Source organism: Micromonospora yongxingensis (assembly GCF_052601155.1).
Window position 1 is genome coordinate 503,593 of record NZ_JBQXEO010000002.1, and the last position, 12,155, is coordinate 515,747.

A 12,155-nucleotide genomic window follows, 5' to 3' on the forward strand; every position below is an offset into this window, starting at 1 on the left:
GCGTCGGCAGCGGATAGGTTGACGGCATGGCCCGGGCCCAGTTCAGCGCAGAGACCAGCGGCGGTGGTGCGTTCGTCCGCCAGCCCAACCGGTTCACCGGCCGGGTGACACCGGACTCGACCTCCCCGCCCGGCGGCGGCCCCGACGAGCAGGACCGCTGGCCGCTGGAGGCCGGCCGCTACCGCCTGATCTGGTGCCGCGCCTGCCCGTGGGCGCACCGCGCCCGGATCGTGCGGGGCCTGCTCGGGCTGGACGACGCGATCTCGCTGGGCACCGTCGACCCGATCCGGGACGAGCGGGGCTGGGCGTTCGCCCTCGACCCGGACGGCTTCGACCCGGTCCTCGGCGTCAGCTTCCTCTCCGAGGCGTACCTGGCCACCGACCCGGACTACACCGGCCGGGTGACGGTGCCGGCGCTCGTCGACACACTGACCGGTCGCGTGGTCACCAACGACTACCCGCAGCTCACGCTCGACTTCTCCACCGAGTGGCGGCGGTTGCACGCGCCCGACGCACCGGATCTGTACCCGGCGGACCTGCGCCCCGAGATGGACGCGCTGATGGCCGAGATCCACACCGACGTCAACAACGGCGTGTACCGGTGCGGCTTCGCGACCTCCCAGGAGGCGTACGACGAGGCGTTCCGGGCGCTCTTCGCCCGGCTGGACGCGCTGTCCGAGCGGCTGGCCGGGCAGCGGTACCTGATGGGCGACGCGATCACCGAGGCCGACGTGCGGCTGTTCACCACGCTCGTCCGCTTCGACGCCGCCTACCACGGGCACTTCAAGTGCAACCGGCAGAAGCTCACCGAGATGCCGGTGCTGTGGGCGTACGCCCGGGACCTGTTCCAGACCCCGGGCTTCGGCGAGACGGTGGACTTCGACCACATCAAGCGGCACTACTACGGCACCCACCGGGAGATCAACCCGACGGGCATCGTGCCGCTCGGTCCCGACGAGGCCGGCTGGACCACGCCGCACGGGCGTGGCTGAGCCCAATCGGCCCGGCACCACGACCGCGCCCGCCGTCCGCGCGGACGTCGCACGCCGGGTCGCCGCGTCGGCCGCCGCCGGTTGCACGCTGGCCGGGGCCGTCGCGGTGACGGTCGCGGTGCTCGCCGGTCCCGACCCGGCACTCACCGGGTACGTCAGTGAGGCGGGCATCGCGGGCAGCGGGCACGCCACGACGTACCGGATCGGGATCCTGGCACTGGCCGGCGCTTTGCTGCTGCTCGCCGCGGCGCTGCCCACCGGGGTGTGGGCGGCGGCGCCGGCGCTGCTCGCCGTCGGTGCCGTGTCCTCCGCCGTGTCCGGGGCGGTGACCTGCTCCGCCGGCTGCCCGCTGCCGCCGTTCGAGCGATCCACGGCGGCTGACCTGGTGCACGGCGGGGCGAGCATCGCGGCGACCGCGGCGGTGGTCTTCGCGATGGTCGCGCTCGCCGTGTCCGGGTCGGTCGGCCCGGCGGTGCGCCGGCTGGCCGGCGGGGCCGCAACGCTGGCGCTCCCGCTCTGCGCCGCGGTCGGGCTGGCCATGCTCGTCGTCGGGCGCGGCGACGTGGTGGGCGTGCTGGAGCGGCTGATCCTCGCGCTCGCGACGCTGTGGGGCCTGGCCACCGCCACCGTGCTCGCCCTCGCCCCGGTGAGGGCACCCTCCGGACGCTCGGACGGCGGGCGCATGTAAGGAGCGTCACGCCGATCGGCACCTTCCAATAGCCGACCGTCGGCGTATCGTCGGCGAGCGATGACCAATGTCTGGGGCCTCACCGTCCGCCTGTATGTCGATCTCCGACTGCAGGCCAGCGGCGTCTGTCCGGCGTAGCCGCGCTTTCACGCCTACCCCCGACCAGACCAGACAATTGGACAGATCCTCATGCCTTTCGGCCTGCGCAAGATTCCCTTCTCCGTGCAGATCCTGCTCGGCCTCGTGCTCGGCGTGGCGCTCGGCTTCCTCGCCCGCAGCAACGACCTGAGCTGGCTGACCAGCACCCTGCACACCGTCGGCGGCCTCTTCGTCCAGCTGCTCAAGCTGGCCGTGCCGCCGCTGGTCTTCACCGCCATCGTCGTCAGCGTGGTCAGCCTGCGTGGCGTGGCCAACGCCGCCCGGCTCGCGCTGAAGACCCTGCTGTGGTTCGGCATCACCGCGCTGATCTCGGTCGGCATCGGCATCGGCCTCGGCCTGCTCACCAACCCGGGCCGCGGCGTGACCCTCGACCTGGGTGGCGCGACACCGCCGAAGAACACCGGCTCCTGGACCGACTTCCTCACCGGCATCGTGCCCACCAACCCGGTCGGCGCGTTCGTCGAGGGCAACGTGCTCCAGATCGTCTTCCTCGCCCTCGTGGTCGGTGCCGCGGCGCTGCTGGTCGGCGACGCCGCCGAGCCGTTCGTGGCGCTGAACCGCTCACTGCTGGAGATCGTCCAGAAGGCGCTCTGGTGGGTCATCCGGCTCGCCCCGATCGGCACCCTCGGCCTGATCGGCAACGCCGTCGCCTCGTACGGCTGGGACCTGCTGGCCCCCCTCGCCAAGTTCACCACCGCCGTCTACGTCGGCTGCGCCCTCGTGCTGTTCGTGGTCTACCCGCTGGTGCTGATCCTCGCCGGCCGGCTCAACCCGCTGCGCTTCTTCGCCGGCGCCTGGCCGGCGATCGAGCTGGCCTTCGTGTCCCGCTCCTCGGTGGGCACCATGCCGGTGACCCAGCGCTCCGTCGAGCGGCTCGGTGTGCCCCGCGAGTACGCCTCGTTCGCCGTGCCGTTCGGCGCCACCACGAAGATGGACGGCTGCGCCGCCATCTACCCGGCGCTCGCCGCGATCTTCGTGGCGCAGGTGTTCGGTGTGCAGCTCGGCGTCACCGACTACCTGCTGATCGCCTTCGTCTCGGTGGTCGGCTCGGCGGCCACCGCCGGTCTGACCGGCGCGATCGTGATGCTCACCCTCACCCTGAGCACGCTGGGCCTGCCCCTGGCCGGCGCCGGCCTGCTGCTGGCCATCGACCCGATCCTGGACATGATCCGCACGGCCACGAACGTGGCCGGGCAGGCACTGGTGCCGACCGTGGTCGCCGCCCGGGAGGGCACCCTCGACCGGGCCGCGTACGAGTCCGCCGGCCGGCGGGACCTGACCGACCCGGAGCCGGTCGCCGACACCCGGCCCGAGCGGCAGGACGAGCTCAGCCCCGTCCCCGCCTGACCACCGCGCACGAGTCCGCGACGGGCCTCTCACGCGAGAGGCCCGTCGCGGGCTTTTCCGAGAGGATGCCGAGATGAGTTCCCTGTTCACGCCGCTGACCCTGCGCGCCGTCACCCTGCCCAACCGGATCGCCATGGCCCCGATGTGCCAGTACTCGGCCGGGCCGGACGGCCTGCCCACCGACTGGCACCTGATCCACCTGGGCACCCGTGCCGTCGGCGGGGTCGGGCTGGTGCTGACCGAGGCGACCGCCGTGGTGCCGGAGGGTCGGATCAGCCCCCAGGACACCGGGTTGTGGTCCGACGCGCACGTGGACGCGTGGCGGCCGGTGACCGCGTTCGTCGCCGGTCAGGGCGCGGTGCCCGCCGTGCAGCTCGCACACGCCGGCTTCAAGGCGTCCACCTACCGGCCGTGGGCCCCGGTCCGTGGCGGCGTGCCGGACTCCGAGGGCGGCTGGACGCCGGTCGCTCCGGGGGTGGAGCCGTTCGTCGCCGGCTACCGGGTGCCGACGGCCCTCGACGCGTCCGGGATCGCCGGAGTGGTCGAGGCGTTCGCCACCGCCGCCGGGCGGGCACTGGACGCCGGCTTCGCCGCCGTGGAGATCCACGCCGCGCACGGTTACCTGCTGCACGAGTTCCTCTCGCCGCTGACCAACCACCGCACCGACGCCTACGGCGGCGACCGGGCCGGCCGGATGCGGCTCACGCTGGAGGTGGCCCGGGCGGTACGCGCGACGGTCGGCGAGAACGTACCGGTGCTCACCCGGATCTCCGCGACCGACTGGGTCGAGGGCGGCTGGACCGCCGAGGACAGCGTCGTGCTCGCCGCGGAGCTGGCCGGTGCCGGTGTGGACCTGGTCGACACCTCCTCCGGCGGCGCGCACCCGAACCCGCGCATTCCGCTCGGCCCCGGTTACCAGGTGCCGTTGGCCGCCCGGATCCGCCGCGAGGCCGGGGTGCCGACCGGCGCCGTCGGCCTGATCGTCGAGCCGGAGCACGCCGAGCAGATCGTGGCCGGTGGCGAGGCCGACCTGGTCCTGCTCGGCCGGGAACTGCTGCGCGACCCGTACTGGCCGCGCCGCGCCGCCGCCAAGCTCGGCCTCGCGTACACCGGGCCCGCCCAGTACGCCCGCGCCGCCTGACCGCCACCGGTGGGCGGCTGCCGAGCCGGCAGCCGCCCACCGGCCGTCAACCGGCCAGGTGCGACCAGTCACCCTCCAGGTCCCGCCAGGCCCCCTGGGCCGCCACCGCGCCGCCGAGCAGCACCACCACGTGGTCGGCGCGGACCAGCGCGGCCCGCTTCGCGGTCGAGCCCACGACGGTCACCCCGTGCGCACGCAGCGCCTGCCACAACGCCAGTTCGGTGGTGACGTCCAGCGCCGACGACACGTCGTCGGCGACCAGCAGCTCGGTACGCGGCGCGAGTGCCCGGGCCAGCGCCAGCCGTTGCAGCTGGCCGCCGGAGAGCCGGGTGCCCTTGTGCCCGATGAGCAGACCCAGCCCACCGCCGGCGGCGGCCAGGTCATGGTCGAGCTGGGCGGTGCTGACCGCCCCGGCCGCGTCCACCTGGTGGCCGAGCGCGATGTTGTCGGCCACCGTGCCGGAGAGCACCCGGGGCAACTGGCCGACGTAGCCGACCTGGTTGGGACGCAGGAACAGCTCCGGCTCGGTGACCGGGTCGCCGTTCCAGGACAGCTCGCCGGTGTGGTGCACGATCCCGGCCAGTGCCCGCAGCAGCGACGACTTGCCCGAGCCGACCGGCCCGACGACCAGCACCAGTTGCCCGCGCTGCACGGTCAGGTCCACGTCCCGGACGGCGACCGTGCCGTCGGAGTGCACCACCCCGAAGCCGCGCAGTTCCAGCCGGCGCAGCGGATGCCGGGGCGGTGGCGTCGGCGCGGGCGCCGTGCCGGCGGACAGGTCCACCGCCGGCACCCCCGCCGAGTACGCGTCGGCCCCCGTCATCGCCACCGTGCGTCGGGTCCAGACCCGCGCGGACGGCAGCTGGGAGATCAACGACGCCGTCGTCCAGGCGAACCAGCGGGCCGCCCCCAGGGTGGAGACCGCCACCAGCACCGCCCCGGCGGACAGCCCGCCGGCCAGGTAGAGCGCCCACGCGCCGATCGGCAGCAGCCCGCTGGCCACCGCCGGCGTGGAGCGCGACCACACCTGCACCGAGATCTCGTGCCGCTGCCGGTCGCTGCGCAGCACGTCCAGGTCGGCCAGGTGGCGCAGCACCGCGGCGGTGGCGCCCGCGAGCTTCACCGTCCGCGCCGCGGACAGCGCGGAGACCAGCGCGGTGGCGAAGGACGCCCGCGCCGCCACCGTCGCCCGGGCCGCGCGTTCCAGCTTCGGCCCGAACAGCGTCGCGGCCAGACCGGAGACGACCATCGTGCCGAGGAAGAACAGCCCCGGTACGACGCTGCCGGTGACCGCCGTCATGGCGACCACCAGGACCAGCGCGACGGCCTGGTCCAGCACGTTGTCGGCGAGCTGGACCACGCGCTCGGTGTCACCGCCCTGCGCCACCACCTCGGCCGGCGTGTGCGAGCTGACCCGGCGCGGCCCGGTCTGGCCGTGCACCAGACGCAGGCCGATCCGCAGCATCTGCCGTACCCACCACTGCGGGAACCAGACGTGGGTGTAGTACGGCAGCGGCAGGGTGACCAGCAGCCCGGCCACGATCCCCAACGCCGGCAGGTACGGGTTGCCGGTCCCGTTGACGAGGTCGGCCCAGAGCCACGGCAGCACCGGGCCGTCCAACCCGAGCAGGCTGAGCCCGAGGAACAGCACGATCGCGGCCAGCCCGTACCGGGGATCGTTGGTGCAGAGCCGGAAGATCTCCCGCAGCGTCCGGGCCCGCGGGACCGGCGGCAGCGGCGGCGGGGCGGCCCGGGTCGGCCCGACCGGGTCGGCCGACGCGACCGGCTCGACAGGCGCGGGCACCGGCCCGCTCGGCCAGGGGTCCGCCGGGTCGGGGCCGACCAGCAGGTCGGTGCCGACGCCGGTGCGGCCGACCGGTGCCGCCGCGGCGTACGCGGCGGCGTGACTGGTCGCCAGCAGCTCGGCGAAGCGCGTCGACGTCTCCAACGGGCCGGCCTCGACCACCGCGCCGTCGGCCAGCACGACCACCTCGTCACAGCGACGCACCGAGGAGAGCCGGTGCGCGATGACGATGCCGATCCGGTCCCGCAGCAGTCGTTCGGTGGCCCGCTGCACCCGTGCCTCGGTGACCGGGTCCAGTCGGGCGGTGGCCTCGTCGAGGATCACCACGTGCGGGTCGCGGACCAGGATCCGGGCGAACGCCACCAGCTGTTCCTGACCGGCGGACAGCACGTGCCCGCCCTCCCCCAGCCGGGTGGCCAGGCCGTCGGGCAGCTCGGCGATCCAGCCGGCCAGACCCAACTCGTCCAACGCCCGGGCGGCGGCGTCGAGCAGCGTCGGGTCGAAGAGAGCGACGTTCTCGGCGAGTGTGCCGGCCAGGATCTCGGTGCGCTGCGGCACCAGTGCCACCCAGCGGCGCAGCTGCTCCACGTCGAGGTCACACAGGTCGGTGCCGCCCAGGAACACCGAACCCGGTGGCACGTCGACCGCCCTCGTGAGCACCTTCGCCAGCGTCGACTTGCCCGAACCGGTCCGCCCGATCAACGCGTACGAGCGGCCCCGCGCGAAGGTGAGGCTGACCCCGCGCAGCGCGGAGCCCCGGTCGCTCTCCGGGCCGCTCACCTGGTAGCCGAACGTCAGGTCGCGGATGCGCAGGTCGCCCTCGGCCGGGCTGGCTCCACCCACGGGCTCCTGCCGGGCACCCTGGAGCAACTGCACCCGCGCCCACGCGCCGAGAGCCTCCTGGAGCTCGGGCACCATCCGGCTCACGTGTTCCGCGGTGGCCCCGAAGGCCAGCGCGAGCAGCCAGATCGCGGTGAGCCGGGCGGCGTCGACACGGTCGGTGGCCAACGCCCAGGCCCCGCCGAGCACCACCACGCCGATGCCCACCCGGATCGTCGCGGTCGCGGCCGCGGCCACCCGGGCGGACAGCACCCAGACCACGCGGCCCCGGGACAGCACGGCGGCAGCGCGCCGCGCGTACAGGCGCAGCACGTACGGCCGGGCGAGGCTGGTGCGTACGTCGTCCTGCCCGTGCACCGCCTCCTCCATCACGGCGGCCAGATCCGACCACGCCTCCTCCTCGGCCATCCGGGCCGGACCGATCCGCGCCGTGGGCCCGCGCAGCCCGACCGCCAGCACCATCGTGAGCAGCAGCATCGCGATCCCTGCCGGCCACCACACGACCAGCGCGACGACCACCGACAGCAGGCCGACGCAGAGACTCTGGGCGAGCCGGGCGACCTGGTTGCGGACCGCCGACGCCACCTGGTAGACGTCCCCGTCGATGCGGTCGAGCAGCTCGCCCACCGGGGTCGTCTCCAGGGTGGGCAGGTCCTGCCCGAACGCGACCCGGCAGAGCCGGCGGCGCACGTCGGCGGACCAGTCGGCGGTCAGCCCGGCCATCAGCAGGCTCACCGCGAGGTCACTGAGCACGGCGGCGACCAGCGCCGCGGCCAGTACGGCGAAGAAGCCGGCCGACCGGTGCACCAGCACCGCGCCGGCCAGCGCCGACGCGCCCGCCTGGCCGGCGGCACCGAGCACGATCAGGACGGCGACGACCGTCATGCGGCGTGGTGAGGTGCCCCACAGATCACGGAGCAGGCGCATCGGTGTCCTCCGGACGTGGGTGGCGGAGACCTCAGCGTGCCGGTCGCGCCCCGTCGGCTCAACCGATTTACCCGCTCTGAGCAGGGTTTCCGGTCAGGTCTGGGCGACCCGGCGCACGATGCCGAGCAGCGCCTCCTGCACGTCGGCGATCGGCCGGTCGGGTTGGAAGACCAGCCAGTCCACTGCCACCACGAGGCCCACGCCGAACAGCGCCGAGGAGGCGGTGGGCACGTCCAGGTCGGCCGGTAGGTCGCCGCTGTCCACCCCGGCGCGCACCGTCTCGGCGATCACCGCGATGGCCTCGCCGCGCAGCAGCCGCAGGGTCTGCTGCCACTCCCTGTTCGTCCGCCACATCTCCGACAGCAGCAGCTGGGCGAACGCCCGGTACCGGCGGATGTACTCCAGCTCGGCGCGGACCAGCGCAGCCAGCGCGGCGCGCGGCGGCAGCCCGGCGACCGCCGCCCGGAACTCGGCGGTGAGCAGGCCGATGCCGTGCCGCAGCAGCTCCTCGAAGAGCATGGTCTTGGACTCGAAGTTGTAGTAGACCGTGCCCTTCGCCACCCCCGCGCGGGCCGCGATGTCGTCCACGGTGGTGGCGGAGAAGCCCTGCTCGGCGATGAGTTCCACCGCCGCGACGAAGAGGCGCTGACGGGTGTCCTCCCGCCGCCTCGACCGTCCGTCCGTCACGCGCCCATCCTCACATGGTCAGCTCGGGGTGCAGCTTCGCCGGGGTGAGACGGCGCGAGCGGCGGGCCGCGACGGAGGTGAGGGCCACCGCCGCCGCCCCGAACCCGAGCAGCACGAGCACGCCCACCACCACCGGGCCGACCGGACCGCCGTTGATGGTGTGCCGCAGCCCGGCCACCACATAGCTCATCGGCAGCCACGGGTGGATCGCCTGGAAGAAGCCGGGCGAGGTCTGCACCGGGTAGGTGCCGCCGGAGGAGGTGAGCTGGAGCATCAGCAGGGCCAGCGCGGCGAGCCGCCCGGCCGCGCCGAGCTGGGCGCCGAGCCACTGCATGACCGCCGTGAAGGCGAGCGAGACCAGTGCCAGCAGGCCCAGCGTCGCGACGTGGCGTACCGGGTCCAGCCCGAGCACCAGCGTCACCACCGCGAACAGCACCCCGGCCTGCGCCAACCCGACCGCCGCGGCGGGCAGCCAGCCGGCGAGCGCGACCCGCCAGGCGGGTGCACCGGACATCACGTGCCGCCGGTTGACCGGCCGCAGCAACATGTACGTGATCATCGCGCCGACCCAGAGCGCCAGCCCGAGGAAGTACGGGGCGAAGCCCACCCCGTACGAGCCGGACGGGTGACGGGTCGACCGGTCCAGCGACACCGGGTCACCGAGAATGCCGGCGCGGGCGTCCGCGTCGTCGTACCCGGGGATCTTCTGTTCGCCGGCGGTCAGGCCGTCGGCGAGGTCGCCGGCGCCGCCGCCCAGCCGGGTCAGCCCGGAGGCCAGCTCACCGGCGCCGTTCTCCAGCCGGACCAGGCCGTCGGCGAGCCGCTCGCTGCCGGTGCTGAGCTGGTTGAGCCCGCCGTCCAGCTCGCGGGCGCCGGTGGCCAGCCGGAACAGCCCTCCGCGCAGCTGCTCGGCGCCGGTCGCCGCGTCGCCGAGGCCGTCGCGCAGCTCGGCGCTGCCGTCGGCGAGGGTGCCCAGCCCGGCGGCCAGCTCGTCGACCTTGCCGCGCGCCGCAGCCACGTCGTCGGCCAGGTGTGGTGCGGCGTCGGCGATCTGCCGCGCCGTGGCGGCCACGGTGGTCATCCGTTCCCGCAGCGCCGCCAGGTCGGCATCGTCGAGGCCACCCACGACGGCCCGGGCCGCCTCGACGGTGGCCGCCGCGGCCGTTCGGGCGGCGCTGACGTTCGGGTCGTCGGCCAGCTCCGGATGCGCGGCGACCAGGGCGTCGAGCTGGTCACGCACCCTTTGCGCCTGGGTCAGAGCCGCCTGCGCCCGTTGCGGCAGCGCGTCGAGGCCGTCGGCGAGCGTCTGCGCGCCGTCGGCGATGGCCGTCGCCGATTCCTCGATCCGCTCGGCGTTGTCCCGCAGCACCGGTTCGATGGTCGCGGCCGCACCGTTCACCTTGCTGGCGACCGCCCTGGTGGCGGTTGCCGCCCGTGCGGTGCCGTCGGCCAACTGCGCCGCCCCGGTCCGCAACTGGTCGAGCCCGGCGGCGAGCTCGTCGGCTCCCCGCGCGCTCTGGTCCAGGCCGCCGGAGAGCCGGCCGGCTCCGGCGGCGGAGCTGTCCAACCCGTCGGCGACCTGCCCCGCACCGGAGGCGGAGCTGTCCAACCCGTCGGCGATCCGGCCCGCGCCGGACTCGGAGCTGCCCAGCCCATCGGCGATACGAGCGGCACCGTCGGCGGCCCGGCCGGTCTCGGCCTTGGCGTCGGTGAAGCCGACCAGCATCCTGGCGAAGTAGCCCGAGGCGGTGCTCTCCGCGGCGGCAGCCCTGATCTCGCTGAACGCGGAGCGGGCGAGCAGCCCCGACAGGTAGTTGGTGGCGTCGTCGTTGACCACCTTCAACTCGCCCCGGTGCGCCGGCCGACCCGGTTCCGGGCTCGCGGCGAGCGTGGCGGAGAAGTCCGCCGGGATGGAGAACACCAGGTGGTAGCGACCGCTGCGCAGCCCAGCGGCCGCGTCCTCGGCGTCGGTGACCTGCCACCCGAACACGCGCCGATCGATCAACTCGTCGGTCAGGTCCTGCCCGGCGTGCACCACCGAACCGTCGTCGGCCTTCGCCGGCCGGTCGGCGTTGACCAACGCGACCGGAATCCGGTCGAGGTTCCCGTACGGATCCCAGAAGGCGTACAGGTACAACGCGCCGTAGAGCAGCGGGATGACGGTCAACACGGCCAGCGCGGCCCGGGGCAGCCGTCCCCGGGTCATCCCGCGCAGCTCGAACCGGGCCAGTCGGACGGAGTTCATCGGTTCACCTCAATCTGATGGGTGCCAGCGGTCCCGGCGGCTTCGTTCGCGTCGACGGGCTCGGCGGCCCGGTCGAGGGCGGCCGGCTCGCCGAGCCGGTGCACGACCGACACCGAGCGCGGTTCCACCTCACGGGCGGTGACCACCACCGCGTAGCCCTGTTCGGCCAGCCGGCCGAGAGTGGCCCAGAGCTGGGTGCGTTCCGTCCCGTCCGTGCCCGCGTCGATGTCGTCGGCGACGATCAGATCCGGCCCGCTCAGAGTGGCCAGCACCAGGCCCAGCACCTGCCGCTGCACCGGGGTCAGGTCCCTCCCCCGGCTGGCCGGGTCGAGCCGTACCTCCGCACCCAGCCCAGCACCCTCGATCACGGCCGCCGCCGCGTCCCGCCGCTCCGCCCGCCGGTGCCGCAGCGACACCATCCGCCGGCCACCACGCAGACGGCCCTGCTGAGTGGATCGCGTCGCCGATCCGGCCGGCAGGCTCGTCCGGCCGAGCAGCAGCAGCCGCTCGGCGATGTGCTCGGCGACCGTCAGCTCCGGGTCCGGTTCGTGCACCCCGGCCACGTGGCCGAGCGCCGCCCGGCCGTGCCGCCGCAGCCGTCCCCGGCTGGTGGGAAAGTGGCCCGCCAGCGCGAGCAGCAGCGAGGTGCGGCCACTGCCTGGCGCGCCGACGATGGCGTGAAGCTCCCCGGCGTTCGCCGTGAGGTCGACGTCCCGGAACACCCACCCTCGGCGGGTACGCAGGCCCAGCCCGCTCGCTTCGAGGACCACCATTGCTCCACCTGCATCTCTGTACTGACTGGTCAGTCTAAAAACATGTTCAGCATAGTCACGTCGGCTCGGGTCGGCCGTGAGGGAGGGGTCGGGCCGAAGGCGGCAGTGAGGGTGATACCTCGGAGGCATATTTATGCCTCAGAGGTATCGCGCCGATGACAGCGACCGCCCCGAGGTCTGGTTCGCTCGGAGCGATCGAGTGGTGTGGAGCCGGATGTCTGATTTCGGGGGTCTCCGGCGTGTGACCGGCTGCATCCGCGCGCCGGAATGGGGGCCGGCCCGGGGTCGTTACATACCCTGACGATCGCAGCACCACGGCCCGCCGCCCCGACCCCCAGGCTCGGAATGCCAGGCCATAGCCGGTCGTTACACATCCCCTGAACGACCGCACCAGCACCCGCACCACCGGGTGCCGCACCCCGGAATGACCCCGGCCCGGCGGTCGTTACACACAGACCCGGCGCCACGAGCCCCCCGCCCGTGAGCCGCCGTGAGACTTTCGCCCGTGTTTGAGAAGCGCCGGACGAGGTGCTTGCACCCCTATGCCGTTCC

8 protein-coding genes are annotated in these 12,155 nt (G+C 74.0%); 4 read left to right on the top strand and 4 right to left on the bottom strand.

The window, feature by feature from the left end; translation table 11 throughout:
- Positions 1 to 26 precede the first annotated feature (26 nt).
- The 4 genes from ACTWLT_RS05505 to ACTWLT_RS05520 all read left to right on the top strand — a co-directional run bounded on the left by ACTWLT_RS05505 (position 27) and on the right by ACTWLT_RS05520 (position 4,327).
- Complete coding sequence (locus ACTWLT_RS05505; protein WP_445317385.1) at positions 27 to 992, top strand: glutathione S-transferase family protein; 966 nt, start codon at positions 27 to 29, stop codon at positions 990 to 992.
- Positions 985 to 1,680, top strand: a complete 696-nt coding sequence (locus ACTWLT_RS05510) for a DUF998 domain-containing protein (protein ID WP_445317386.1) — start codon at positions 985 to 987, stop codon at positions 1,678 to 1,680. Before ACTWLT_RS05505 ends, ACTWLT_RS05510 begins: the two co-directional genes overlap by 8 nt.
- A 201-nt stretch (positions 1,681 to 1,881) precedes the next feature.
- A complete protein-coding gene (locus ACTWLT_RS05515) occupies positions 1,882 to 3,186 on the top strand; it encodes a dicarboxylate/amino acid:cation symporter (protein WP_445317407.1) in 1,305 nt (434 codons plus the stop codon).
- Between the two features lie 73 nt (positions 3,187 to 3,259).
- Entirely contained in the window at positions 3,260 to 4,327 is a 1,068-nt protein-coding gene (locus tag ACTWLT_RS05520; protein ID WP_252416673.1) for an NADH:flavin oxidoreductase/NADH oxidase, read from the top strand.
- Between the two features lie 46 nt (positions 4,328 to 4,373).
- On the opposite strand, the gene ACTWLT_RS05525 is transcribed toward ACTWLT_RS05520, so the two are convergent.
- The 4 genes from ACTWLT_RS05525 to ACTWLT_RS05540 form a co-directional block, all read right to left on the bottom strand.
- A complete protein-coding gene (locus ACTWLT_RS05525; protein ID WP_445317387.1) occupies positions 4,374 to 7,898 on the bottom strand; it encodes an ATP-binding cassette domain-containing protein in 3,525 nt (1,174 codons plus the stop codon).
- A 93-nt stretch (positions 7,899 to 7,991) separates the two neighbouring features.
- Complete coding sequence (locus ACTWLT_RS05530) at positions 7,992 to 8,585, bottom strand: TetR/AcrR family transcriptional regulator (protein ID WP_445317388.1); 594 nt, start codon at positions 8,583 to 8,585, stop codon at positions 7,992 to 7,994.
- Positions 8,586 to 8,595: 10 nt separating this feature from the next.
- Positions 8,596 to 10,830, bottom strand: a complete 2,235-nt coding sequence (locus ACTWLT_RS05535) for a YhgE/Pip family protein (RefSeq protein WP_445317389.1) — start codon at positions 10,828 to 10,830, stop codon at positions 8,596 to 8,598.
- Positions 10,827 to 11,603, bottom strand: coding sequence for an ATP-binding cassette domain-containing protein (locus ACTWLT_RS05540; RefSeq protein ID WP_445317390.1), 777 nt, complete (start codon positions 11,601 to 11,603; stop codon positions 10,827 to 10,829). Before ACTWLT_RS05540 ends, ACTWLT_RS05535 begins: the two co-directional genes overlap by 4 nt.
- Positions 11,604 to 12,155 lie beyond the last annotated feature (552 nt).

Excerpts from the sequence above, each read along its gene's own strand:
- ACTWLT_RS05505 (WP_445317385.1), top strand. The coding sequence starts at position 27 with ATGGCCCGGGCCCAGTTCAGCGCAGAGACCAGCGGCGGTGGTGCGTTC.
- ACTWLT_RS05520 (WP_252416673.1), top strand. The coding sequence starts at position 3,260 with ATGAGTTCCCTGTTCACGCCGCTGACCCTGCGCGCCGTCACCCTGCCC.
- ACTWLT_RS05525 (WP_445317387.1), bottom strand. The coding sequence starts at position 7,898 with ATGCGCCTGCTCCGTGATCTGTGGGGCACCTCACCACGCCGCATGACG.
- ACTWLT_RS05535 (WP_445317389.1), bottom strand. The coding sequence starts at position 10,830 with ATGAACTCCGTCCGACTGGCCCGGTTCGAGCTGCGCGGGATGACCCGG.
- ACTWLT_RS05540 (WP_445317390.1), bottom strand. The coding sequence starts at position 11,603 with ATGGTGGTCCTCGAAGCGAGCGGGCTGGGCCTGCGTACCCGCCGAGGG.